Annotated in this window: 20 protein-coding genes; 12 read left to right on the top strand and 8 right to left on the bottom strand. The window is 72.8% G+C overall.

Going from position 1 to position 25,258, the window contains the following annotated elements:
- Positions 1-329 precede the first annotated feature (329 nt).
- The 8 genes from ACFC1X_RS14705 (at position 330) to ACFC1X_RS14670 (ending at position 9,692) form a co-directional block, all read left to right on the top strand.
- Positions 330-545 carry a type A2 lantipeptide gene (locus tag ACFC1X_RS14705; protein ID WP_376353014.1) on the top strand — a complete coding sequence of 72 codons (216 nt, stop codon included), beginning with the start codon at positions 330-332 and terminating at the stop codon, positions 543-545.
- 86 nt (positions 546-631) lie between these two features.
- Positions 632-1,438 (top strand): HlyD family efflux transporter periplasmic adaptor subunit, encoded by an 807-nt coding sequence (locus tag ACFC1X_RS14700; protein ID WP_376353011.1) that lies wholly within the window; start codon positions 632-634, stop codon positions 1,436-1,438.
- The gene (locus ACFC1X_RS14695) at positions 1,435-3,657 is read left to right on the top strand and encodes an NHLP family bacteriocin export ABC transporter peptidase/permease/ATPase subunit (RefSeq protein WP_376353008.1); all 2,223 of its coding nucleotides are present in this window, start codon (positions 1,435-1,437) and stop codon (positions 3,655-3,657) included. Before ACFC1X_RS14700 ends, ACFC1X_RS14695 begins: the two co-directional genes overlap by 4 nt.
- Position 3,658: 1 nt before the next feature.
- Complete coding sequence (locus tag ACFC1X_RS14690; protein ID WP_376353005.1) at positions 3,659-6,481, top strand: NHLP bacteriocin export ABC transporter permease/ATPase subunit; 2,823 nt, start codon at positions 3,659-3,661, stop codon at positions 6,479-6,481.
- A gap of 86 nt (positions 6,482-6,567) precedes the next feature.
- On the top strand, positions 6,568-7,578 hold the full coding sequence (locus tag ACFC1X_RS14685) for a Ppx/GppA family phosphatase (protein ID WP_376353075.1): 1,011 nt from the start codon (positions 6,568-6,570) through the stop codon (positions 7,576-7,578).
- Positions 7,579-7,759: 181 nt separating this feature from the next.
- Entirely contained in the window at positions 7,760-8,791 is a 1,032-nt protein-coding gene (locus tag ACFC1X_RS14680) for an iron-containing redox enzyme family protein (protein WP_376353002.1), read from the top strand.
- 30 nt (positions 8,792-8,821) lie between these two features.
- Positions 8,822-9,466 (top strand): HemK2/MTQ2 family protein methyltransferase, encoded by a 645-nt coding sequence (locus ACFC1X_RS14675; protein ID WP_376353072.1) that lies wholly within the window; start codon positions 8,822-8,824, stop codon positions 9,464-9,466.
- Entirely contained in the window at positions 9,447-9,692 is a 246-nt protein-coding gene (locus tag ACFC1X_RS14670) for a CDGSH iron-sulfur domain-containing protein (RefSeq protein WP_376353000.1), read from the top strand. The genes ACFC1X_RS14675 and ACFC1X_RS14670 overlap by 20 nt, the downstream gene beginning before the upstream one ends.
- Positions 9,693-9,847: 155 nt before the next feature.
- Here the strand turns inward: ACFC1X_RS14670 and ACFC1X_RS14665 are convergent, their stop codons facing one another.
- The gene (locus ACFC1X_RS14665) at positions 9,848-10,282 is read right to left on the bottom strand and encodes a protease inhibitor (RefSeq protein ID WP_376352997.1); all 435 of its coding nucleotides are present in this window, start codon (positions 10,280-10,282) and stop codon (positions 9,848-9,850) included.
- A gap of 362 nt (positions 10,283-10,644) precedes the next feature.
- Here ACFC1X_RS14665 and ACFC1X_RS14660 point away from each other — a divergent pair, with 362 nt between their 5' ends.
- On the top strand, positions 10,645-11,814 hold the full coding sequence (locus ACFC1X_RS14660) for a lactate 2-monooxygenase (RefSeq protein WP_376352994.1): 1,170 nt from the start codon (positions 10,645-10,647) through the stop codon (positions 11,812-11,814).
- 116 nt (positions 11,815-11,930) lie between these two features.
- Here ACFC1X_RS14660 and ACFC1X_RS14655 read toward each other — a convergent pair whose 3' ends face one another.
- From ACFC1X_RS14655 to ACFC1X_RS14635, 5 genes are all read right to left on the bottom strand, one after another.
- Positions 11,931-13,538 (bottom strand): RICIN domain-containing protein, encoded by a 1,608-nt coding sequence (locus ACFC1X_RS14655; protein ID WP_376352992.1) that lies wholly within the window; start codon positions 13,536-13,538, stop codon positions 11,931-11,933.
- A gap of 316 nt (positions 13,539-13,854) precedes the next feature.
- Positions 13,855-14,232: a toxin Doc gene (locus ACFC1X_RS14650; protein WP_376352989.1), complete on the bottom strand. Its 378-nt coding sequence runs from the start codon at positions 14,230-14,232 to the stop codon at positions 13,855-13,857.
- 3 nt (positions 14,233-14,235) lie between these two features.
- Complete coding sequence (locus ACFC1X_RS14645) at positions 14,236-14,484, bottom strand: hypothetical protein (RefSeq protein ID WP_376352983.1); 249 nt, start codon at positions 14,482-14,484, stop codon at positions 14,236-14,238.
- 87 nt (positions 14,485-14,571) lie between these two features.
- Positions 14,572-16,815 (bottom strand): glycoside hydrolase family 9 protein, encoded by a 2,244-nt coding sequence (locus ACFC1X_RS14640; protein ID WP_376352980.1) that lies wholly within the window; start codon positions 16,813-16,815, stop codon positions 14,572-14,574.
- A 141-nt stretch (positions 16,816-16,956) separates the two neighbouring features.
- Entirely contained in the window at positions 16,957-20,043 is a 3,087-nt protein-coding gene (locus ACFC1X_RS14635) for a glycoside hydrolase family 2 TIM barrel-domain containing protein (protein WP_376352978.1), read from the bottom strand.
- 256 nt (positions 20,044-20,299) lie between these two features.
- On the opposite strand from ACFC1X_RS14635, the gene ACFC1X_RS14630 reads away from it, so the two are divergent.
- Positions 20,300-22,678, top strand: a complete 2,379-nt coding sequence (locus ACFC1X_RS14630; protein ID WP_376352976.1) for a SpoIIE family protein phosphatase — start codon at positions 20,300-20,302, stop codon at positions 22,676-22,678.
- Positions 22,679-22,784: 106 nt separating this feature from the next.
- Positions 22,785-23,465, top strand: a complete 681-nt coding sequence (locus ACFC1X_RS14625) for a DUF4232 domain-containing protein (protein WP_376352974.1) — start codon at positions 22,785-22,787, stop codon at positions 23,463-23,465.
- A 16-nt stretch (positions 23,466-23,481) separates the two neighbouring features.
- On the opposite strand, the gene ACFC1X_RS14620 is transcribed toward ACFC1X_RS14625, so the two are convergent.
- Positions 23,482-24,450 carry an aldo/keto reductase gene (locus ACFC1X_RS14620; protein ID WP_376352972.1) on the bottom strand — a complete coding sequence of 323 codons (969 nt, stop codon included), beginning with the start codon at positions 24,448-24,450 and terminating at the stop codon, positions 23,482-23,484.
- 144 nt (positions 24,451-24,594) lie between these two features.
- Here ACFC1X_RS14620 and ACFC1X_RS14615 point away from each other — a divergent pair, with 144 nt between their 5' ends.
- Entirely contained in the window at positions 24,595-25,023 is a 429-nt protein-coding gene (locus ACFC1X_RS14615) for a hypothetical protein (protein ID WP_376352969.1), read from the top strand.
- A gap of 24 nt (positions 25,024-25,047) precedes the next feature.
- On the opposite strand, the gene ACFC1X_RS14610 is transcribed toward ACFC1X_RS14615, so the two are convergent.
- Positions 25,048-25,248, bottom strand: a complete 201-nt coding sequence (locus ACFC1X_RS14610) for a ferredoxin (protein WP_376352966.1) — start codon at positions 25,246-25,248, stop codon at positions 25,048-25,050.
- Positions 25,249-25,258: the final 10 nt, after the last annotated feature.

Genomic DNA, 25,258 nt, shown 5'->3' with positions numbered 1-25,258 from the left:
GTGCCCCGTACGCGTTTGGGGCGGGAGTGTCCCAATCGGCCCGGTGCGGGCAAGGGGTCGCGCGGGCCGATGTCGCCCGCGGTGTGAAGAAGTGGCCGCGAAGCCGTGCGCGCGCCTGCACCTTTGGGTGCCCCTTGGTCGCAAGAGCCCTGGTGGGAGGGGGTGAGTGATTGGAAGCCCGGACCGGCCGCGTGCTTTGATCCATCGCACCGCGGGAGCCGCGGACGCTCCGGAAACGGGCGTCCGGCACCCGCGGTCGCGGCCGTCATCTGTCCCCAGAGGGGGCCGCTCCCCCCTTGTGAAATGGCTATACGAAGGGAAGTTCCATCATGAACTCCACCCCCCAGGTTGAGACCGTCGAGATCTCGGACGCGGACCTCGACAACGTCTCCGGCGGCCTGAACGTGAACGCCGTCGGCACCGTCACCGGCCTGGTGGACGGCATTGCCCCGGTTTCCGGTCTGGTCAACACGGCCGTCGGCACCGTCGAGGGTGTCACCGGCCTGAACACCGCCCCGGTCACCGGCCTGGTCGCCGGTCTCTGATCGCGCCCCTGTGCCGCTGAGTCCCGGAGCCACCCAGGCTCCGGGACTTTTCGGCCGTTCTTCGACAGCCCGGGAAACGTTCAGTCGTGCAGTTCCGCCAGCAGGCCCTCTCCAAGCTCCAGTCACCGGAGGAACTAGACCTTCCGGTGCGTTTCGCCCGCCCGCAGGGCTGGCTGGTGCTGTCCGTGACCGTGGTCGCGATGGCCGCCGCGTCCGTGTGGGCGGTGGGCGGCTCGGTGACCTCCACCGTCGGCGCACCCGCCATCCTCACCCACGGGCAGGGCAGTTACCTCCTGCAGAGCCCCGTCTCGGGGCAGGTCACGGCGGTCCTCGCGCGCCCGGGTCAGCGGCTGGCCGTCGACTCCCCCGTGCTGAAGGTGCGTACCGCCGACGGCGAGAGCGTGGTCCGCGCCGTCGACGCCGGACGGGTCAGCGCCCTCGCGGCGACCGTCGGGCAGATCATCCGGACCGGCGCCAACGTCGCCTCCGTAGAGAAGGTCGCCGACCCCGGCGATCCGCTCTACGCCACCGTCTACGTACCCGCCGAGAAGGCCGCCGCGATCCCCGCACACGCCTCCGTCGACCTGACCGTCCAGTCGGTGCCGACCCAGCAGTACGGCGTCCTGCACGGAAAGGTGAAGTCGGTGGACCGCTCCGCGCAGTCGGCGCAGACCATCTCCGCGTTCCTCGGGGACAGCCAGCTCGGCGAGCAGTTCACCGAGGACGGCAGGCCGGTGGCGGTGACGGTCCGGCTGGACACCTCCAAGTCCACGAAGAGCGGCTACGCGTGGTCGTCCGCCGACGGGCCGCCGTTCGAGCTGACCTCCATGACCATGGCCACCGGTTCCATCCGGCTCGCCGACCAGCGTCCCGTCGATTGGCTGCTGCCGTGAGCACCGCACAGGAGACCCGGGGCCGACGCCGGGCCGCCCCGCCCAGGCGCGGCACGCCCAGGAGCAGCGCGAAGACCGTCCGCACCCCCACCGTCCTCCAGATGGAGGCCGTCGAGTGCGGCGCCGCCTCCCTCGCGATGGTGCTCGGCCACTACGGCCGGCACGTCCCGCTGGAGGAGCTGCGCATCGCCTGCGGTGTCTCCCGCGACGGCTCGCGCGCCAGCAACCTGCTGAAGGCGGCGCGCGGTTACGGTCTGACGGCCAAGGGCATGCAGATGGACCTGGCCGCCCTCGCCGAGGTGACGACGCCGGCCATCCTGTTCTGGGAGTTCAACCACTACGTCGTCTACGACGGCATCGGGCGCCGCTTCGGCCGGCGCGGGGTGTTCATCAACGACCCGGGCAAGGGCCGCCGCTTCGTCTCCCTGGAGGACTTCGACGGGTCCTTCACCGGGGTCGTGCTGACCATGGAGCCCGGCGAGGACTTCACCCGGGGCGGCCGCAAGCCCGGCGTGCTCGGCGCGATGCCCGCCCGGCTGCGCGGCACCGCGGGCACGCTTCCCGCCGCCGTGCTGGCCAGCCTGCTGCTGGTTGCGGTCGGGGCGGCGGTGCCCGCGCTCAGCCGCACCTACATCGACATGTTCCTGATCGGGGGGCAGACCTCGCTGCTCGGCGTGCTGTTCGCGTCGATGGGCGCCTGCGTGCTGCTCACGGTGGTGCTGACCTGGCTCCAGCAGGCCAACCTGCTGCACGGCCGCATCATCTCCTCCACCCTCTCCAGCGCCCGCTTCCTGCGCCATCTGCTGCGGCTGCCGGTGACGTTCTTCTCCCAGCGCAGCCCGGCCGACCTGGTACAGCGGCTCCAGTCCAACGACGCCGTCGCCGAGACGCTGGCCCGCGACCTCGCCGCCGCGGGCGTGGACGCGATCGTCGTCGTCCTGTACGCCGTGCTGCTGTACACGTACGACCCCCAGCTCACCTTCGTCGGCATCGGCGTGGCGCTGCTCAACATCCTCGCGATGCGGATCGTCATCCGGCTGCGCGCGACCCGTACGGCGAAGCTGCGGGCGGACACCGCACGGCTGACCAACACCGCGTACACCGGCCTCCAGCTGATCGAGACGATGAAGGCGACCGGCGGCGAGGACGGCTACTTCCGCAAGTGGGCGGGGCAGCACGCCACCACCCTGGAGGAGCAGCAGCGGCTCGGGGTGCCGAGTGCCTGGCTGGGCGTGGTCGCGCCGACGCTGGCGACGCTCAACAGCGGGCTGATCCTGTGGATCGGCGGCATGCGGGCGGTCGAGGGGCACATCTCGGTCGGTCTGCTGGTCGCGTTCCAGGCGCTGGTGGTCCGCTTCACGGCCCCGCTGACCCGGCTGAACGGTGTCGCGGGCCGTATCCAGGACTTCGCGGCGGACGTGGCCCGGCTGAAGGACGTGGAGAACTTCCGCACCGACCCGCTCTACGACCGTCCCGGCGGCACCGACTCCACCCGCCGGCTGCGCGGGCAGGTCGAGCTGCAGAACGTCTCCTTCGGCTACAACCCGCTCGACAAGCCCCTGCTCACCGGCTTCGACCTCACCGTCGGGCCGGGGCAGCAGGTGGCCCTGGTGGGCGGCTCGGGCAGCGGCAAGTCCACGGTGTCCCGGCTGATCTCGGGCCTCTACGCCCCCTGGGACGGTGTGATCCGCATCGACGGGCAGCGGCTGGAGGACATCCCGCGCGGGGCGCTGGCGTCCTCCGTCTCCTTCGTCGACCAGGACGTGTTCCTCTTCGAGGGCTCCGTCCGCGACAACATCGCCCTGTGGGATCCGTCGGTCCCCGACACCGCGGTGGTGGACGCGCTCAAGGACGCCGCGCTGTACGACGTCGTGATGCGCCGGCCGGGCGGCATCCACAGCCCGGTCGAGCAGGACGGCCGCAACTTCTCCGGCGGGCAGCGCCAGCGGCTGGAGATCGCGCGGGCGCTGGTGCGCCGGCCGAGCATCCTCGTCCTGGACGAGGTGACCAGCGCGCTGGACGCCGAGACCGAACAGGTCGTCATGGACAACCTGCGGCGGCGCGGCTGCGCCTGCGTGGTGATCGCGCACCGGCTCAGCACCGTGCGGGACAGCGACGAGATCGTCGTCCTGGCGCACGGCACGGTCGTGGAGCGCGGCCGGCACGAGGATCTGGTGGCACACGGCGGCGCCTACGCGGCACTGGTCAGGGAGCGCTGAGATGACGACCGTGCACGAAGGACAGGGCGACCTCGTCCTCGGGGCGCTCGGCTCGCTGGGCACCCGCGTGGACTGCGCCGGGTTCAACCGCCTCGACCTGGAGGGCCCCCAGGTGCTGTGGCTGGTGGTGTCCGGCGCGGTCGACCTGTTCGCGGTCGACGCCGGGGAGCAGGGCCACTGGCACCACCTCGGCCGGCTGGAGGCGGGCTCGGTGCTGCTCGGGCCGGTCGCCGGGCCGCAGCACACACTGGTCGCGCGCCCGCTGCGGGACTGCGTGGTGCACCGCATCGGGCTGCGCGAGCTGTACCAGCCGGCGGACACGCAGACCTGGTCGTACGACGAGTACGGCAACCCCCAGTACGTGCCGCCGACGACGAGCCCGCTGGAGTACGCGCTCGCCCTGGGGGTGGGCCGGGGACTGACCGTGCTCTTCCAGGCGCCGATGGCCACCGAGCGGGCGGCGGCGCCCACCGACGACGACGTGTTCTGGATGCAGGTGCCGCCGGGCAGCGTGCAGTACGGGGCGCTGTACGGCGAGGAGGCCGCCGCCGACCTGCTGATGGACCCGGCGCTGTGGCAGAGCCTGGTCGACCAGCAGCACCGGCTGCTGACCACGCTCGACCGCTGGATCGAGCAACTGGAACGCACCCACGAGACCCGGACGGCGGCCGGCATCAAGGCCGGTGAGGCGGTGCGCGCGCAGGCCGACCGGACGCTGCTGGCCTCGATCGGCAAGCGGTCGGCCGGGCGCACCACGGCCGCCGACGCCGACGCCACGTACGCGGCATGCAGGCTGGTCGCCGGTGCCGCCGGCATCGCGCTCGCCGAGCCCGCGCAGAACGGCACCGAGAGCGAGCGGCTCGATCCGGTGGAGCGCGTCGCCCTGGCCTCGCGCGTACGCACCCGCGGCGTGCGGCTGGAGGACGGCTGGTGGCGGGACGACGTGGGGCCGCTGGTCGGGCACCGCACCCTGTCGGGGGCGCCGGTGGCGCTGCTGTGGCGGCGCGGCGGCTATGTGGCCGTGCATCCGGGGACCGGCCGGGAGACCCCGGTGGAGAAGGCGAACGCCGAGGAGTTCGAGCCGCGCGCGGTGATGTTCTACCGGCCGCTGCCCGAACGCCGGCTCAGTCCGCTGCGGCTGCTGCGGTTCTGTCTCCAGGGCACCCGCCGTGATCTGACCGGTCTGCTGCTCGCCGGTCTGGTGACGGTGGCGCTCGGCGCGCTGGTGCCGGTCGCGACCGGCAAGGTGCTCGGTGAGTTCGTGCCGAAGGCGCAGACCGGGCTGATCGTGCAGGTGTGTCTCGCGGTGATGCTGAGCAGCGTCGTCGCGGCGGCCTTCATGCTGATGCAGAACCTCACCATCCTGCGCCTCGAGGGCCGGATCGAGGCGACCCTCCAGCCCGCCGTGTGGGACAGGCTGCTGCGGCTGCCGACGAAATTCTTCACCGAGCGGTCCACCGGCGAACTGGCGAGCGCCGCCATGGGCATCAGCGCGATCCGCAGACTGCTGGCGGGCGTCGGCCCGACGGTGGCGCAGTCGGTGACCGTCGGGGCGATGAACCTGGGGCTGCTGCTCTGGTACAGCGTGCCGATGGCGCTCGCGGCGATCGGCATGCTGGTGGTCGTCGCCGGAGTCTTCCTGGCGCTCGGGCTGTGGCAGGTGCGCTGGCAGCGGCGGCTGGTCAAGCTCACCAACAAGCTGAACAACCAGGCGTTCCAGACCCTGCGCGGGCTGCCGAAGCTGCGGGTGGCCGCCGCCGAGAACTACGCCTACGCGGCCTGGGCGGAACGCTTCGCGCACAGCCGCGAGCTCCAGCAGCGGGCGGGACGGATCAAGAACCTCAACGCGGTGCTGGGCGCGGTGTACCTGCCGCTGTGCACGCTGCTGATGTTCATGCTCCTTGCGGGTCCGGCGCGCGGTTCGATGTCGGCGGCGGAGTTCCTGACCTTCAACGCCTCGGTGACGATGCTGCTGACCTCGGTCACCCAGCTGACCGGCTCCTTCGTGTCGGCGGTGGCCGCGCTGCCGCTGTTCGAGGAGATCCGTCCGGTGCTGGACGCGGCACCCGAGGTGCGCACCGCCAGCACCCGTCCGGGGCCGCTGTCCGGCGGGATCGAGGCGCGGCGGCTGTCGTTCCGGTACACCGACGACGGGCCGCTGGTCCTGGACGACGTGTCCTTCGAGGTGCAGCCGGGCGAGTTCGTGGCGGTCGTCGGCCCCAGCGGCTGCGGCAAGTCGACCCTGCTGCGGCTGCTCATCGGCTTCGACCGGCCGCTGTCGGGCAGTGTCCTGTACGACGGACAGGACCTGGCCGCGCTCGACCAGTCGGCGGTGCGGCGGCAGTGCGGGGTGGTGCTCCAGCACGCGCAGCCGTTCACCGGATCGATCCTGGACGTCATCTGCGGTACCGAGCCGTACACGCCGGAGGAGGCGATGGCGGCGGCCGAGATGGCGGGGCTGGCGGAGGACATCAAGCGGATGCCGATGGGCCTGCACACCATCGTCTCGGGCAGCGGTGCCGTCTCCGGGGGCCAGCGGCAGCGGCTGATGATCGCGCAGGCGCTGATCCGCCGGCCGCGCATCCTCTTCTTCGACGAGGCGACCAGCGCCCTGGACAACGAGACGCAGCGCACCGTGATCGAGTCGACCAAGGCGCTCAACGCGACCCGGATCGTCATCGCGCACCGGCTGTCCACGGTGCTGGACGCCGACCGCGTGATCGTGATGGAGGACGGGAAGGTCGCCCAGCAGGGGCCGCCCGCCCAGTTGCTCGCGGACACCGGCGGCCGGCTGCACGAGCTGGTCCGGCGGCAGCTGGCCTGACCGGACCGGCCGGCGGGCAGCCCGTTTTCCGGCCGTACCGCCCCGGACCGCGTTGGACCGGCGCTCAGATGGGTACGTGGCCCTTCATGCGGATCAGCGTGGTGGATGTGGGGTCGAACACGGTTCGGCTCATGGTGGCGGACGCGGAGGGCGGGGTCCCGCTGCCGGTGCACACCGCGAAGTGGCGACTGCGGCTGTCGGAGCAGGTCAAGCCGGGTGATCCGGTCCCGGAGGAGGCCGTGGAGCGGCTGGTGGCGGCGGTGGCCGACGCGAGCCGGACGGCGGACCGGTGGGGGGCGTCGAACCCGCCGGCCTTCGCGACCGCCGTGGTGCGTGCCGCGCCGAACCGCCAAGAGGTGCTGCGCACCGTGCGCGCCCGCACCGGGGTGGCCCTGTGCACGCTGCCCGGTGAGGTGGAGGCGGAGCTGACGTTCCTCGGGGCCCGGCGCTGGATGGGCTGGCGGGCCGGGCCGCTCGCGCTGCTGGACATCGGCGGCGGATCGCTGGAGGTCGCCTTCGGGCGCGGCCGGCTGCCCGGCTTCGTGGCGTCACTGCCGCTCGGGGCGGCGCGGCTGACCCACGAGTTCCTGGCGGGCGGCGAGGACCCGGCATCGCCGGAGCAGGTCAAGGCGCTGCGCCGCAAGGTCCGGCATCAGCTGCGGGACGTCGCGGCGCGGATCCGCTGGGAGGGCCCGCGCACCGCGGTGGCCACCTCCCGGACCTTTCAGCAGTTGGGGCGGCTGTGCGGGGCCTCGCCGGGCCGGCACGGGCCGTTCGTGGAGCGGCGGATGCGCTGCGCGGACCTCGGGGACGCCGTCGGCCGGCTGGCCGCCCTGTCCGCGGCCGAGCGGTCCCGGCTGCCCGGCATCTCCGCACCGCGGGCCGCGCAGAGCGTGGCCGGGGCGGTGGTCGGGCACACCGCCATGAAGCTCACCGGAGTGGACGCGGTCACGCTGTGTCCCTGGGCGATCCGCGAGGGCATCCTGCTGCGCCACATAGAGGAGGGCCCGTCCTGGTGGAAGGAGGTCGTCCGCCTCAGCGACGAGGCAGCGGCCCAGCCGCCGGTGCCCCTGCGCCTCGCGTCCACGTCCGACTGACCGCGCTCCGAGGAGCGGGCCCCGAGGAAGGGAAACATCCGTGTCCGAGAAGGACGACCGGGGCCGAGAGCGGGCGGAGAGCGCGCTCGGCGAGGTCCTGCGGGAGATCGAGGACGCCGAGGGCGAGTGAGGCCGCCGGACGTCCGTGTGGCACCGGAGTCCGGGTGGGTACTCGCGGCGCATGGAGTACGACCGGGAAGGACCACCGCTCCCGACGGCCCGGGGCCCGCTCTCCGCGGCCGTCGGTGCGTATCTGCGCGGGACCGGCCCGCCGCCCGGCCCGGAGGAGGCCGCCGCCGCTGACGCGTACGGTGACGATCTCCAGCTCGCGCTGTACCAGTGCTACGAGCCGCACTACCGGGGTTTCGCCGGTGTCTCCCCCGCCCTGGAGTGGGATCCCGGGCTGCTGCGCGTCCGGGCCGCGCTGGAGCGGCGCTTCCTGACCGCGCTGCGGGCCGGTACGCCGGTCCACGACAGCGTGGAGGACGCGATCGGGGCGCTGCTGGTCGAGCCCGTCCACGGGGAGGGCGTCAGCCACTTCCTGCGCGACGAGGGAGAGTTGTGGCAGCTGCGGGAGTACGCGGCCCAGCGCTCCCTGTATCACCTCAAGGAGGCCGACCCGCACGCCTGGGTGCTGCCGCGGCTGTGGGGGCGCGCGAAGGCGGCGATGGCGGCGGTCGAGTTCGACGAGTACGGCGGCGGCCGCGCCGACCGGGTGCACGCCCGCCTGTTCGCCGGCCTGATGGCGGACCTCGGGCTGGACACGACGTACGGACGCCATCTCGACGCCGCCTCGGCCGAGTGCCTGGTCACGGTGAACATGATGTCGCTGTTCGGCCTGCACCGGGCCCTGCGCGGCGCCCTCGTGGGCCATTTCGCGGCGGTGGAGATCACGTCCTCGCCCGGCTCCCGGCGGCTCGCGGAGGCGATGCGCCGCACCGGCGCCGGACCTGCCGCCGAGCACTTCTACGACGAGCACGTCGAGGCGGACGCGGTGCACGAGCAGATCGTGCGGCACGAGGTGATCGCCGGACTGCTGGAAGAGGAACCGCACCTCGCGGCGGACGTCGTGTTCGGTGTCGACGCCACCTGCCACGTCGAGGACCTCTTCGGCGCCCGGCTGCTGGCCGACTGGCGGGCCGGACGGTCGTCACTGCGCGTCCCGCTCCCCGGACCGGCCCACCAAGATTCCGGCATTTCCTTTATTTCATGACCTTCTGGGTACCTGACTGACGTGAATTTCATGGTGCTGCCGGGCGTCTACGCCCCCCAGGAGGACACCGCCCTGCTCGCCGGGTCGCTGTCCGGCGAGTCGCTGCCCCCGGGCGCGGCGGTGCTCGACGTCGGGACCGGCACCGGCGCCCTCGCGCTGGCCGCGGCGATGCGGGGCGGGCGGGTGACCGCGGTGGACGTGTCGTGGCGCGCGGTGTGGGCCGCGCGGCTCAACGCCGCCCGTGCGGGGCTGCGGATCCGCGTCCTGCACGGCAATCTCTTCACCCCGGTGCGCGGCGCGTCGTTCGATCTCGTGCTGGCCAATCCGCCGTACCTGCCGGCGCCGGGCGGTGGGCGCCGCCCGCGCGGTGCGGCCCGGGCCTGGGACGCGGGCCACGACGGGAGGCTGGTGCTGGACCGGATCTGCCGTGAGGCGCCCGCTCTGCTGCGGCCCGGCGGAGTGCTGCTGCTCGTGCAGTCGGGGCTCAGTGATCCCGGCCGCACCGTCGCCCTGCTGCGCGAGGCGGGGCTGAAGGCCGCGGTGGTCCGGCGGCGGCGGATCGCGTTCGGTCCGGTGGTGCGCGGCCGGGAGCGCTGGCTGCGGCAGCGCGGGCTGCTGTCCCTGGCCGAGAACGAGGAGGAGTTGGTGGTCGTCCGTGCCGAACTCCCCGTCTGACGACGCCCGTACGCCCGGTGCCGCTCGCCGGGTCAAGGTCCAGCGGCGGGGGCCGCTCCTGGTGGAAGGTCCGGTGGAGGTGGAACTGGAGGACGGGACGACGGTGTTCTCCGACCGCTTCCGGGTCGCGCTGTGCACCTGCCGGCGCAGCCGGCGCTTCCCCTGGTGCGACACCAGCCACCGTGCCAGGTCCGCCGGGTCCGATGACGGGCCGACGGCGGACTGAGTCCCGTTCCTGCGCTCGTTCGTACCGGGAGGACGGCGGACGGCCCCACTCCGTCCGCCGTCCCCGGTGCGGGACCGCGGGTCCGTACGGTGGCGCTCGCACTCCCCAGTAGCGAGCAGCCGGTCACGCCGCACGGGCCGGGCGGCCCCGGTCCCTCAGAACGTGAAGACGCTCGCGCTGCCCGCGTTCTTCACGCACTCGTTGGCGAAGGTCCGCTCGTAGGAGAGGCGCCGGCCCTGCCAGACTCCGTCGACGGTGACGGTCACGGGGGCGTACTCCCGCGTGCACATCACCCCGTCGACGGCGGACAGGGCGTCGAAGTCTCCGCCGGCGTGGCGGAGTTCGGCGCAGGCCGCGTCGGCCGCGGGGTGGGTCCCGGTGGCCGTCGGGGCGCAGGTGAGAGTGACCGCGCGGAGCGGTGAAGTGGTGGCAGCGCTCTCTCCGTGACCCACCGTCAGCACCAGGGCCGAGGGGGCGTAGAGCGACGCGGGGGCGGTGGCCGGGGAGGCGAGAGACGCCCCGGCGAGGGGCCCGCAGACGGCGGTGGCCGTCAGGCCCAGAGTCGCTGCCCAGCGCGCGGTGTTCCGCATTGTGTGCATCCTTCCGCTCTTTCGAGGGTGTTGATGTGCCGGCCCGACTCGGTTGGTGCCGGATCGGCGAGCGCGAGTCTGCCGAGTCCGGCACCGAAACTCATCTCGACCCCCTGGATTTCGGTAACCTTGCGTATTGAATCAGTGGCTCGAAGTCACAGAATTCGAACGTTCCAAGTCCGGAACAGAGCGGTTCTTGATCGGTTCTTGAGGCTTGAACTGGCCGAATGGCGTGATCCACGCGTTCGCCAATCGGCCTGAAACACCCCTGAAACATGCCCGTTCACCCTGTCGGACGGCCCCCGGCATACCAGCGAGTACGGTGCTGGCGACGCGAACTCGACGACGAGAGGCGACGTGGGATGGCGAAGCACTGGGCGGACTTCCAGTACGAGATCTATCTGAACGGCATGACGGGGGCGGTGCCGAGGCTCCCCACCGACCTGACCCGGCTGGAGGAGCTGGCCGAGCACCGGCTGGGCCCCGGTCCCGTCGGGTACGTCGCCGGCAGCGCGGGTGACGGCAGCACCGCACGCGCCAACCGGGCGGCGCTGGACCGGCGGCGGATCGTCCCGCGCATGCTGCGGGACGTGCACCAGCGCGACCTCTCGGTCGAGGTGCTGGGGCGGCCGCTGCCGGCGCCGCTGGCGCTGGCCCCGGTGGGCGTCCTGTCGATCATGCACCCGGACGCGGAGCCGGCGGCGGCGCGGGCCGCCGCCGCGCAGGGTGTGCCGTACATCCTGTCCTCGGCGTCCAGCACGCCCATGGAGCAGGTGGCCGAGGCGATGGGCGACGCCGAGCGCTGGTTCCAGCTGTACTGGCCCAAGGACCGCGAGGTGGCCCGCAGTTTCCTGGACCGGGCGAAGGCGGCCGGGTACGGCGCGCTGTTCGTCACGCTGGACACGCCCCTGCTGTCCTGGCGCCCGCGCGATCTCGACCGGGCGTATCTGCCGTTCCTGCACGGCGTGGGCACCGCCAACTACTTCTCCGACCCGGCGTTCCGGGCGGGTCTGGCCAAGCCGGTGCACGAGGATCCGAACGCCGCGGTGATGCATTTCGTCGGCATGTTCTCCGATCCCGCCAAGTCCTGGCCGGACCTGGCGTTCCTGCGGGAGAACTGGGACGGGCCGATCGTCCTCAAGGGGGTCCTGCACCCGGACGACGCCCGGCTCGCCGCCGACGCCGGAATGGACGGCGTGGTGGTGTCCAACCACGGCGGCCGCCAGGTGGCCGGCGCGGTCGCGGCGGCCGACGCGCTGCCCCGCGTGGCGGAGGCGGTCGGCGACCGGCTCACCGTGCTCTTCGACAGCGGCGTCCGCACCGGCGACGACGTCTTCAAGGCACTCGCGCTCGGCGCCCGCGCGGTGCTCCTGGGCCGCCCCTACGTCTACGGTCTGGGCCTGGACGGACAGGCGGGCGTCGAGCACGTCGTCCGCTGCCTGCTCGCCGAACTCGACCTCACCCTGGCCCTGTCCGGCCACGCCTCCCCGACGACCCCCGGGCCGGCCGACCTCGTGGAAGGCCCGGTGTAGCCGCCACCGCGCAACCGATGCGCCGGCATCGTGGACGGACGGCCCGGCGGCCACCGACCTCGGCGACCGCCACACGCGACCGACCTCGCCCACACCCGGCACCGGGCGCCGCGGGCTCAGTCGCCGGGCAGTTCCACCGAGCGGGCGGCCGGGCCGTCGGTGCGGGCGATCGACAGGGAGCCCTCCGCCGTGGGCAGCGGGTCGCTGCGCCAGCGCTGGATGTCCGAGTCGTCGTGCAGCTTGACCACGACGTCGGCACCCGGTGCGACGGTGGTGGCGGCGAGGGCGAGCTCCCGGTCCCGGCGCGGGATCAGCCGCCCCCGGTCGGTCAGGTCGTACCGCACGTCGTCGCCCCGCTCGGTGCCCTCGTCGGCGCAGGTACCGAGAATGACGACTCCGGCGTCCGCCTGCGAGTCCAGACACAGCCCCGGGTCGGCGACGCTGCGCAGCAGCCCGTCGTCCTCGTAGGTCCACTGCTGGGTCCACGCCTCGGAGCACGCCGCCAGGCGGGCGCCCGTCCCGGCCTTCGGCTCGCCCCGGACGTCCAGGCACAGGTCGGCGCCCACGTTCCGCAGCCGGGTCCGGTCGGCGCCCGTGGGCAGCCCGGCCGCGCCGGGCGGCTTGGGGCGGCTGGTGGCGGACGTCTCGCCGTCGCCGCCGACGGCACTGGTGGAGGCGGCCGGATCGGCACCGCCGCCGTCGTACGACCACACGCTGACCACCAGCGCGATGGCCAGCACTCCGGCGGAGGCGGCGCCGAGCTGCCTGAGCGGCGACCGGCCGGAACCGGACCGGCCCGGGGCCCGGCGCACGGGGACGGGGATGCGGGCCAGCAGCCCGGTGCGTCCGCCCCGGTGCCGGGCGGCACCCTTGGTGAGGCCGCCCAGCGTGGCCCGGCCGGGACGGGAGTCGAGATAGCGCCGGGCGCCCCAGCCGAGCACCGCTTCGGCGATCAGCGTGCCCAGTTCCCGCTCGAAGTGGCCGAGTTGATCGGCCGCGTGACGGCAGTGGCGGCAGTCCGCCAGGTGCTTGCGGACATCCGGCAGCAGGGCGCCGCCCCGGCGGATCGGCACGTCGAGGAGGCGGCTGTGGAAGCGGCAGTCCTGACTCGGCGCGAGCTGCCTGTGGGCGTGCAGACAACCCTCGCGGAATTTCTCACGCGCTTGTTCGAGGGTGGCCGACGCGGTGTCGGTATCCATGCCGAGCAGACCGGCCGGGACACTTATGGACTCGCCTTCGACCTCCGTGTGCCACAGCAAACAACGGGCCGGTCCGGGAAGGGAGGAGAATGCCCGCGCGGCCAGGGTCCGGTTTTCCGGGGTCAGGGACTTCGCCGCCAGCATGCCGCGTCCGCCGGCGGGCTTGAGCAACTGCGGCAGAACACCGGAGGTGTCCGGGTCGGCGGCCCACTGGCGGACCGTGTCGCGCACGGCGACCAGCAGGCGCGGACGCAGCGCGGTGGCCGGTTCGCCCTCGGCGAGACGGTCCAGCACCCGGTGCCAGGCGGCGGCCGTGACCATGGCGGTGACCTGGGTCGACGTGGCGAGGCAGATGGTCGCGTAGTCGTGCGCGGACTGCCAGTGGCGTGCCATCAGCAGCGCGGCTACCCGGGCGGCCTCGTTCTCCGGGCCGTCCCGGAGGCGCGCGGCCAGCAACTCGTCGGATTCCCCGGGATCCCCGCCCGAGGGCGGGTACGCGGGACGAGGGGGGTGGGGGGTGGGCACTGAGATGTTCCTTCCCACGCGCTGTGACTCAGACGTTCCGATCGCCGAAAAGGGACCCCGGATTGGTGTGTACCTCTTGGGCGCGGTGTGGGGAGCGTGAATTCGCCATGGCGAAATCGAACCTGGTCCTTCAAAGCGCGTGCGAGACCCGGCCTTTACCCCCCGCACGGGTGCTTCACTCTCGCACAAACCACTCATGGTCAACAAGGCGAGCGGGCAACATCAGCCCGCCTTTGAAAGAAGGTCAGATTCCGTCGCAACTCATGAAACGGACACCGACTTTCCGTATTCTCCGCGCGCGTGTGCGACGCCCGGGTCAGATCTGCCAGGAGCGCAGCCGGTCCGCCGCGCCGTAGACGTCGGCCTTGCCCGACATCAGGTCGCGCGCGAGGTCGACCAGGGCTCCGTAGGGCGGGTCGATGCCGGAGCCGGCGGCGAACATGTAGGCCACGGCCGTCGCGCAGGCGAAGCGCGCGTTGGCCGAGGGCAGCGGCTTGAGTACGGCGAGGGTGTGCAGCAGGGCGGCGGCCCGCCAGGCCGGGTCGGAGTCCACCCCGAGGCGGGGCGGGTCCACGCGGTGCCGGGCGACGGCGGCCACCAGCGCGGAGAAGTCGTTGACCGTGGGCTGCTCAGGCAGCACTTCCTCGTGGCGCTGGAGCAGCCACGGCACGTCGATGTGCAGGACCGGGGCCATGGGTCAGGCGGCCCGCCCCTCGCCCCGGACGGGCGGTGGTTCGTCGTCGGGAAAGGCGGCCGCGAATTCGTCGGCGTGGGCCGAGAAGAACTGGCGGAACGCCTCCGCCCCCTCCTGCAGGGCCCGGTGCCGGGCTATGTCGGCGGCGGCGGCGTCCCGCACGAGCGCCTTCATCGACGTACCGCGTTCCTTGGCGATCTGCCGCAGGTCCTCGAGCTCGCGGTCGCTGAACTCCACGTTCAGAGCTGGCATGCCCCCACGGTACCGCTCCGGTACTGACCCGTAAATAGACGCAGGTCAGAGCCACATGGAGGCGGTACCGCAAGGCCACGCAGGCGGTCAGCCCTGGTCCGCCACGAAGGAGGCCATCCGGGCCAGCGCGGCGTTCCAGTTGATGGTGTGCTCGTTGGTCGACCAGGACTGGATGTCGTCGATGAAGCAGAACTGGCCGACACAGCCCTGGAGTCTGCTCTGCGCGTAGGGGTCCTGAATGCTCGAGTTCGGCCCGCCGGACAGGGTGCCGTCGGGCGGGTTGGGCAGCGCGGGGTCGAGCTGGTGGGCGTACCAGCGGCTGTGCTGGTTGTGCGCGTTGACCTCGCCGTAGCCGGTGACGTACGACATGTTCAGCGCGTTGCGGCCCAGGATGTAGTCCATGCTCTGGACGGCGCCGTCACGGTACTTGGAGCCGCCGGTGATGTCGTAGGCGGTGGCGAGGACGACGGCGTTGTTGAGGACCTGGTGACTGGAGCCCCAGTCGTACAGGTTGCCGTCGGGCGCGTAGGGCATGCCGTACGGGTGCGCCCGCAGGGTCGCCAGGTAGCCGTCGGCGCCGCGGACGACGGAGCGGCGCACCTCGTCCCGGCCGGGGAGCCGGTTCGGGACGGTCGCCAGGTCCAGCCGGGCGGCGGCCGCCGTGCGCGCCCAGTCGAAGCCGATCGGGCCGAAGATGTCGGCGGTGTGGACCGGGGAGTTCAGCACGTACTCCTTGAAGTCCCGCTCCCCCGTGGTCAGGTACAGCTCGGCCGCGGCCCAGTAGAACTCGTCGTCGACCCGGCTGTCGGGATAGGCGCCGCCGCCGATGCCGTCGCTCTCGTCGGCGAGCACGTCGGGGTGGGCCAGCGCCGCCGCCCAGGCGGTGCGGGCGGCGTCCAGCGCCTTGGCGGCGAAGTCCCGGTCGTAGGAGCGGTACAGGCGGGCCGCCTGTGCGGCGGTCGCCGCCAGGTTCAGGGTCGCCGCGGTGGTCGGCGGGTGCAGTTCGCGCTTCTGCGGGTCGTCGCTCGGCAGCAGCGGCAGCCCGGTCCACTGCTCGTCGTGGATCTTGTGGTGGGCCATGCCGGCCAGCGGCTGTCCCTCCGGTACCTGCATCTTCAGCAGGAACTCCAGTTCCCAGCGGGCCTCGTCGAGGACGTCCGGCACCTTGTTGCCGCTCTCGGGGATGTCGAGGGTGCCGTCACCGAGCTTCGAGGGTTCCCCGGTCCGGGCGTGCAGCGAGCGCTCGTGGGTGCTCAGCAGCTCCCAGGTGGAGATGCCGCCGTTGACGACGTACTTGCCGTGGTCGCCGGCGTCGTACCAGCCGCCGGAGACGTCGAGGCTGTAGTCGCACACGCCGGGTTGGCAGGGCACCTCGGTGTCGCCCCGGTTGGGTGCCACGCCCACGTGCCCGGCGGGGCGGCCGTAGCCGGGGCGCAGTGCGTCGCTGATGGCGAGGCCGCTGCGCTGCGTGTAGTAGTACTTCGCGGAGTCGGTGCGCAGCCGCTCGTAGGCGGCCGTGCCGATGTCGAAGGGGCGGCTGGTCTCGCCGTCGGCGATCAGCGTGTAGCCCTCGCCGCGCTTCTTGTGGCGGCCGAAGTCGATCGAGTGGACGTTCTGGCCGGAGGAGGCGTCCACGCCGCGCGGCGTGGAGCGGCCGTGGGCGACGACCCGGCCGCCGGCGTCCTTGAGCTGCCAGGGCAGGGCGGCGGTCGCGTCGGTGACGAGGGTGGCGTTCTTCGGTCCGGCGGGCAGGTAGCCGACCTGGTTGACGCGGACCCGCGGTCCGGTGTCGGGGACGTGCGGTTCGGGCTCCACGCCGCCCAGCAGGGACACGTCGTCCACGCAGAACCGCCAGGCGTCGGGCGTCCCGCCGAGCTGGAAGCCGACCTGCCCCTGGGTGGTATCGACGGGCGAGGTGAAGGTGTACGCGTAGGTGTCGCCGGAGACGCTGAGCTGCGGGCTGACCTCGTAGTACGTGTCGTACGGGGAGACCGACAGGCCGACGATCGCGCGGACCACGTGGTCGGCGGGCGTGCCGGTCGCGGTGAAGGAGAACCGGTACGACTCCCCCGCGACCAGGGTGATGTCGTTCTGGCCGATCGCGGCGTCCCAGCGGTTGGTGGTGCCGCCGGGCGCGTCCGCGCACAGCCGGCCGTCGGACACGGCCGCCGTGACGTTGCTACTGGCCCACCAGGATGCGGTGCCGTTGTCGAAGGTGCCGTTGCTGACCTGCTCGGTCTCTTCGGCCCCGGCCGGTGCGGCGGGCAGCGCGGTGACGGCCGCGGCCAGCAGGGCCGTCAGGGAGATGAGCGCGGTTCTGCGTCTTTTCACGTCCGGGCTCCTCGGGGGAGGTGGCGCTCACCGTGATGGGAGCGCTCCCAAATGCGGTCGCAGGCCATGCTTGTGGCAGACATGACATGCCGTCAACGGTCCGGACGGGACTGGTTTCCCTCCGGACCGGTGCGCGACGGCTCAGGCGGCGGGCGCCTCCAGGCGACTGACGCGGACGGCGCCCCGCGCCTCTCCGGGGTGCCGGCTGGTCAGCGTGAGCCGGACACCCGAGCCGCGGACCGCGTCGAAGGTGACCACGGTGGGCGCGTCGGACGAGGTGGCCCAGTCGGTCTCGGTCCCCTCGGCCGCCCGCCAGGCGCGGCCGTCCCAGACGGCGACCTCGACGGCCGCGGGCAGGCTGTGCGCGTCGTCGACGGTGAAGGAGACCTCGATCCGGCCGTAGCGGCGGGTGCGGCCGTGGCTGAGCGAGATCCAGTCCTCGGGGCGGGCGCCGTCGAAGGCGGGCAGCAGGGCGGTGGCCGCCTTGCGGAAGCCGTTGGACCAGCCGGTCGCGGGGTCGCCGTCGATCATGGCGGCGGGGAGGGTGCCGGGGCGGCCGGAGTAGCTCGCGTCCGCGTGCGGGTGGTCCACGGGCGCGGGGTGCTCGGGGCGGAACTCGGGCGCGGGTGTGGTCGCCGGGTCCGGCGCCCGCCGGGCGCGCACGGTCGCCGTGCCCGTGCGCAGGCCGTGCGCGCGGGCGGTCACCCGCAGCGCGCCGGGCCGGGTGCCGGAGCGCACGATGGCGAGCGCCTTGCCGTGGAAGGCGGTGCGGGTGCTGGCCTGGTAGCGCTCGGCGCTCTCCTGGCGGCCGTTGTCGAGTCCGGCCAGTGAGCCGCCCGCGACGTCGAAGGTGATCAGGTGCTCGGCGCCGGGCACCAGCACGCCGTGCCGGTCGACCACCTCGGCGGTCACGAAGACCAGGGACCGGCCGTCGGCGGCGACGCTCTCGCGGTCCGGGGTGAGGCGTACGGCATGTGCCGCCCGGGCGGTGCGCAGGACGTCGGTGGCGACGGTCCTGCCCTCGCGCCGGGCGACGGCCTTCAGCTCCCCCGGCTCGAAGGGCACCCGCCAGGTCAGGTGGAGCTTGCCGGCGCTGCCGGTGGGGCTGGTGTAGCTGCCCGGGTAGGGGCCGTCGGTGAAGGTCTTGTCGTCGCCGGTGGCCTCCGTGGTCTCCAGGTACGTCCGGCCGTCGGCGGTCTTCTTGGTGTCGAAGCGGCGGGTGCCGAGGGACCGCCCGTTCAGGAACAGCTCGACGGTGTCGACGTTGGCGTACGCCCAGACCTCCACGGTGTCGCCCTCGCGGTGGTTCCAGGTCTCCGGCAGCAGGTGGACCATGGGCTCGTCCGTCCACTGGCTGCGGAACAGGTGGTACATGTCCTTCGGGAAGCCGGCGGTGTCGACGGCGCCGAAGAAGGACGCCTTGACCGGGAAGACGTCGTACGGCGTGGGCTCCCCGATGTAGTCGATGCCGGACCACAGGAACTGGCCGGCGAACCACCTGCGGTCCCGGTCCTTCTTGTGGCCGTATTCGCCGCTCATGGTCCAGGAGGCGAGGTTGTTGTCGTAGGACGAGGTGGCCCGGCGTCCAGGGGTGTGGTTCTCGCCGGTGTTCAGGTGCTCCGGCTCCTGGTAGGTGCCGCGCGTGGAGGTCTCGGACGACGACTCGGACTCGAAGAGGAAGAGGTGAGGGTAGGCCGCGTGCAGGTCGTCGACGGACTTGGCGGTGTTGTAGTTGAGGCCCAGTCCGTCCAGCTTGGCCAGCATCAGGTCGGCCGCGGAGCCCTTGGCCGGCATCGCGCGGTATTTGTCGGAGCCGATGACGAGCGGCCGGGTGCCGTCGGCGGCCCGGATGGCGTCGATGATCCGGTCGGCCATGGCGAGTCCGGCGGTGGAGGTGGAGTCGGGGACCTCGTTGCCGATCGACCACATGACGACGGCGGGCGAGTTGCGGGCCGCGAGCACCATCTCGGTGGCGTCGCGCTCGCACCACTCGTCGAAGAAACGGCCGTAGTCGTAGGGGTTCTTGCCGGTGCGCCAGCAGTCGAAGGCCTCCACCAGCATCACGATGCCCAGTTCCTCGCAGACCTCGATCATCTCGGGCGAGGGCGGGTTGTGGGAGGTGCGGAAGGCGTTGACGCCCATCGACTTCATGATCGTCATCTGGCGGCGGACCGCGTCCCGGCTGACGGCGGCGCCGAGTGCGCCGAGGTCGTGGTGGAGGTCGACGCCCTTGATCTTGGCGTACCTCCCGTTGAGGTGGAAGCCCTCCTCGGGGTCGACGTGGCAGGTGCGGATGCCGAAGGGGGTGCGGTACGTGTCGACGGTCCGGCCGGCGACGCGCAGTTCGGTGTGCAGGGTGTACCGGTGCGGGTCCGCGAAGTCCCAGGTCCGGGGGTGGACGACGGTGAGTTCGTGGGTCTCGCCCGCCTCGTCGGTCACCCGGGCCGTGGAGGCGGCGCGGGCCACCGTGCGTCCGTCGGCGTCCTCGACGGAAGACCTGACCTCGACCTCGCGCGCGGTGCCCGAGGCGTTGACGACGGCCGTCTCCACCCGGACGACGGCGCGTTCCGCGCTCACCCGGGGCGTGGTGACGTACGTGCCCCAGCGCCGTACGTGCACGGGCTCGGTGACCACGAGGCGGGCCTCGCGGTAGATGCCGCTGCCGGAGTACCAGCGGCTGCTCGGCAGCCGGTTGCGCACCTGTACCGCGAGGATGTTCTCGGTGCGGCCGTCGGTGTGCACCAGGTCGGTGAGGTCGAGGGCGAATCCGGTGTAGCCGTAGGGGTGGCGGCCGGCCTCCCGGCCGTTGCAGTGGACGCGGGCGTCCATGTACACGCCGTCGAACTCGACCGAGATCCGCTTGCCGGACAGGGCGCGCGGCAGGGTGAAGGCGAGCCGGTACCAGCCGAGGCCGCCGGGCAGGAAGCCGGTCCCGCTGGTGGTGCCGTGCTCGGTGGTGGGCGTCTGTTCGATGCTCCAGTCGTGCGGGACGGCGACCTCCCGCCACGCCGAGTCGTCGTACGCGGGATCGGCGGGGGCGGTGGAGCCGTCGGCGGCCCCGTCGGGATCGGCCGGCCAGAAGCGCCAGCCGTCGCGCAGGGCGACGGTCCGGCGGCCCGGGGCACCGCCCGTCGCGTCCGCGGCCGACGCCGTGGGGGCGGCGAGGACCGCCCCGGCCGCGGGCGTGGCCGCGGAGGCGATCAGTACCGATCTGCGCGTGACCGTCATGACGCATCTCCCTCATCGGGGCCCAGAAGTACTCACAACTGATCGTGACCAAACAGATTCTGACGTCCCGGCATACGCGCTCGTCAAGGCCACGGAAAGCACTTTCTGTCGCGAGCGTCCCGAGCCGCCCGGTGACCCCCGCGGCCATGGAGCCGCGTGGGCCCGGTGGTTCGGGTCCGCACGGGGCCCGGACGCACTAGGCTGGGAAGCAGGTGACGCGCTGTTCACTGTGGGTGTGCGCAATGGAGTGGCGACGATGAGTCCGGTCAACCCGTTCGACGATGCCGCCACCGCCCGCGTCGTCGTCGACGACTCCGGCACCTTGCGGGAGTGGAACGAGGGCGCCCGCCTGCTGCTCGGCCACCCCGCCGCCGACGTCGTCGGACGCCCCGCCGCCGCGCTGCTGGCCGACGGCGCCGAGCCCACTCCCCCGGGGCGCGACGACGACCAGTGGAGCGGCACCCTGGCGCTGCGGCACCGGGACGGGCACACCGTGTCGGTGTGGGTGCTCGCCCACCGCAGACCGCCGCAGGACGACTCGCCGGACACCTGGCTCGCCGTGGCAGCCCTGGAGGCGGGCACCGAACCGGCGGACGACCCGCTGGTCAGAGCGGCGCTGACGCAGTCGCCCTGCGCCATGATGATCTTCGACGACCGGCTCCTGCTGCGCGGTGTCAACGACGCGATGGCACAGCTGGTGGGACTGCCGCAGAACCGGCTGCGCGGCCTGCGGGCCACCGACATCAGCGGCCGTCGGCAGAACAGCGAACTCGAACGGCACATGCGGCAGGTCCTGGAGTCCGGCCGCCGGTCCGACATGCAGACCCACCTCAGGGCCGTCGGCGAGAGCCGCGCCCACGCGTGGAACGCCCGGGTCGCACCCCTGACCGCCCCGGACGGCCGCGTGATCGGCGTCTGCGTGAGCGCCCACGACGTCACCGAGCAGCACCTCGCCCGGGAGCGGCTGCAACTGGTCAACGAGGCCAGCGTGCGCATCGGCAGCACCCTCGACGTCACCCGTACGGCACAGGAACTGGCGGACGTGTGCGTGCCCGCGCTCGCCGACTTCGTCACCGTCGACCTGCTGGACCCGCGCGAGAACGGCGGCGAGCCCGCCACCGTGGTCGAACCGCCGGTGGCCCTGCGCAGGACGGCCCAGCGGTCGGTCACCCCGGACCACCCGCCGGCGGTGGCCGAGACCGGCGAACTGGACGTCTACCCGGCCGGTTCGCCGCAGGCCGAGTGCCTGCTCTCGGGGCAGGCGATCGTGGCCTCGGAGACCTTCGGCGACCTCGAACACTGGCTGGAGTGGGACCCGGTCCGGCTCCAGCGGGTGCGGGAGTTCGGCGTCCACTCCGTGATGTCGGTGCCGCTCCAGGCCCGCGGCACCACCCTCGGCGTGGCGGTCTTCACCCGGTTCCGGCGCCCCTACCCGTTCACCCACGACGACGTGCTGCTGGCCGAGGAGGTCAGCGCCCGCGCCGCCGTCTGCGTCGACAACGCCCGCCGCTACTCCCGCGAGCGCGAGGCCACGCTGACCCTCCAGCGCAGCCTGCTCCCCCGGTGGCTGCCGCCCACCGCCGCGGTGGAGGCGGCCTCCCGCTATCTGCCGGCTGCCCGCGCGGGGGTCGGCGGCGACTGGTTCGACGTCATCCCGCTGTCCGGGATGCGGGTGGCCGTGGTCGTCGGGGACGTCGTGGGCCACGGCATCCAGGCGTCGGCGACGATGGGCCGGCTGCGCACCGCCGTCCGCACCCTCGCCGACATCGACCTGACGCCCGAGGAGCTGCTCACCCACCTCGACGACCTGGTGGTCCGGCTCTCCGAGGAGTCCGGCGAGGACAGCGCGGGCGAGGTCGGCGCCACCTGCCTGTACGCGGTGTACGACCCGGTCTCGCGGCAGTGCGCCCTGGCCCGGGCCGGGCATCCGGCGCCCGTCCTGGTACCGCCCGACGGACCGCCCCGGCTGGTCGAGCTGCCCTCGGGGCCGCCGCTGGGCGTGGGCGGGCTGCCGTTCGAGTCGGCGGAGCTGGAGCTGCGCGAGGGCAGCGTGCTGGCGCTCTACACCGACGGCCTGATCGAGAGCCGGGACCGGGACGCCGACGCCGGCCAGGCGCTGCTCCGCGAGGCGCTGTCGGCCCCCGCCGACTCCCTGGACGTCGCCTGCGACCGCGTGCTGCGCACCCTGCTCCCGTCGGGCAGCGCGGCCGACGACGTGGCGCTGCTGCTGGCCCGCACCCGGGGGCTGCCCGCCGGGCAGGTCGCCACCTGGGACATCCCCGCCGACCCCTCGCTGGTCGCCCCGGTACGCAAGCAGGTCCTCGAACAACTGTCCACCTGGGGCCTGCTGGAGGCGTCCTTCACCGCCGAACTGGTGGTGAGCGAACTGGTCACCAACGCCATCCGGTACGGCTCCCCGCCCATCCGGCTGCGGCTGATCCACGACGCGGCCACGCTGATCTGCGAGGTCTCCGACACCAGCCACACCGCGCCCCACCTGCGCCGGGCCAAGACCTGGGACGAGGGCGGGCGCGGCCTGCTGCTGGTGGCCCAGCTCACCCAGCGCTGGGGCAGCCGGCACACGACCGACGGCAAGACGATCTGGGCGGAGCTGGGGCTGCTCGACGAGGAATGAGGCCCCCCGTTTCCCGGGCGGTGTGACGGGACACTCGCAGGAACAGGGCGTACGGCGCCGCGTCGGGCCGCGCTGTGCGCGAGACCTGACGGGAGTGTGGAAAGCGATGGCGAACACGTCCCAGCCACTGCGCCGGACGGCCCTGCTCGCGAGCGGGGTCGCGCTTCTCGGCCTGCTGAGCGCCTGCGGCACCGAGAGCGGTACGTCGAGCACCCCGCAGCCCTCCGAGTCCGCCCGCACGACCGGCACGGACCCCGGGGCCGAGACGGGGGCCGAGACGGACCCCGGTACCGCGACCGACACCGCGCCCGCGGTCGGCACCGCGCCGAGCGACACCGCGGGGTCGGCCTCCGCCTCGGGCCGTACCGACGGCCGCTGCCACACCTCCGAGCTGCGCGCCACGGTCGGCCGCGTCGACCCGGGCGCCGGCCAGCGGAACTTCCCGGTGGTGCTGACCAACACCGCCGACCGCACCTGCACGCTGTACGGCCATCCCGGCGCCGCCTTCGTGGACGCGTCCGGCAAGCAGCTGGGCCCGGACCCGGAACGCAGGCCCGCCTCCCCGCGCACCGTCACGCTGACGCCGGGCGAGAGCGCCTGGGCCGGGCTGTCGTTCTCCAGCCCGCAGATCAGCGGCGCCCGCACGGCCACCCCGGCGGCCCTGCTCGTCACCCCGCCGGACGAGCACGACCCCCTCAAGGTGAAGTGGACGGCCGGCGAGGTCCCGGTGGGCGGCGACGAGTCGTCGGTGTCCGTCACCGCCCTGGAGTCGGGCACGGGCCCCTGAGTCGCCCGTGCCAGGATCAGTGGCCGGCGATCGGGTGGGGCGCGTAGGCGCGCTCCAGCTCCTCGGTCTCCTTCTCACTGAGCGTCAGTTCCACCGCTGCCACGGCGTCGTCGAGGTGGCCCGGCTTCGACGCGCCGACGATCGGCGCGGTCACCGTGTCCTGGTGCAGCAGCCAGGCGAGGGCGACCTGGGCGCGCGGCACTCCGCGCTCGCCGGCGATGCGGGTGACGGCCTCGACCACGGCTCGGTCGCCCTCCTGGTAGAGGGTGCTGCCGAAGTTGTCGGTGGCGCTGCGCTCGGTGGCGGTGTCCCAGTCGCGGGTGAGCCTGCCCCGGGCGAGCGGGCTCCAGGGCAGCACGCCGACGCCCTGGTCCGCGCAGAGGGGCAGCATCTCGCGCTCCTCCTCGCGGTAGACGAGGTTGTAGTGGTTCTGCATGGACACGAACTTCGTCCAGCCGTGCCGCTCGGCGGTGTACTGCATCTTGGAGAACTGCCAGGCGTACATCGAACTGGCCCCGATGTAACGGACCTTGCCCGACTTCACCAGGTCGTGCAGGGCCTCCATCGTCTCCTCGACCGGGGTGTCCGGGTCGTAGCGGTGGATCTGGTAGAGGTCGACGTAGTCGGTGCCCAGCCGCCGGAGGCTGTGGTCGATCTCCGTCATGATCGCCTTGCGGGACAGCCCTGCGCCGTTGGGTCCGGGCCGCATCCGGCCGTTGACCTTGGTCGCGAGCACGATGTCGTCGCGGCGGGCGAAGTCGCGCAGCGCCTTGCCGACGATCTCCTCGCTGGTGCCGTCGGAGTAGACGTTGGCGGTGTCGTAGAAGGTGATGCCGGCCTCCAGCGCCTGCCGGACGAGCGGACGCGAGGCCTCCTCGTCGAGCGTCCACTCGTGCGTGCCGCGGTCCGGGACTCCGTACGTCATGCAGCCCAGGCAGATCCGCGACACGTCCAGGCCCGTCGAACCGAGCTTCACGTACTGCATCGTTGCTGCTCCTGTCGTGGGGATCATCCGTATCAGGGCGAGCGTACGTCTTCGTGCGGGCTCGAACCCCGGCCCCGATATTCCGCCGATAACGCCCACGGCTAGCTTTTCGGCGACCCTGTCGCGTCCGGTGAAAGGCATCCCGTGAAGAAACTGGCCTCCGCCCTCCTCGCCGCCGTGTTCCTCGGCGGCATGTCCGTCGCCGCCGCGCCCGCGGCCTCGGCGGCGACCGCGCCGGGCGCCACCGCGTCGGGCGCCACCGCGTCGGCGGCGCCCGGCTGCGTGACCGAGACCCAGAAGGTGAGCAAGGGCTACGGAACGATCACCGTGTGCGTCAACGAGGACGGGACCGCCCGGGCCTACGGCGACCTCCACTGCACCGCGTTCGGCGCCGTCCTGGTGATGTGGGACGTCGCCTGGAAGACGACCTCCGGTGTCAAGATCTCGAACGTGGCGACCGCCGGCTGGGGCGACAACGACATCGTGTTCGACGTCGACCCCGCGGCCGGCGACGAGGGGATCACCGGGATCACCGGAGTGGACGACATCGTCCTGTCCACGATCTACATGTGATCCCCGGCCCGCGCGGGCGCGGTGTCAGCCCACCCGCTCCGACACGGTGATGGCGCCGACGGGGCACGCGCGGGCGGCCTCCCGCACCAGTGCGCTGCCGCCCCCGTCCTCCCGGCCGGGGCGGAGCGCGCTGTAGCCGTCGTCGTCCTGGGTGAAGACCTCCGGGGCGGTCAGGGCGCACTGCCCCGCCCCGATGCAGGTGTCCTGGTCGATACCGATGTGCATGTGCGGACCC

It is taken from the genome of Streptomyces sp. NPDC056128 (assembly GCF_042263835.1).
Taxonomy (GTDB): domain Bacteria; phylum Actinomycetota; class Actinomycetes; order Streptomycetales; family Streptomycetaceae; genus Streptomyces.
The sequence above is the reverse complement of the archived record's forward strand: the minus strand, read 5'-3'. Positions and strand labels throughout refer to the sequence as shown.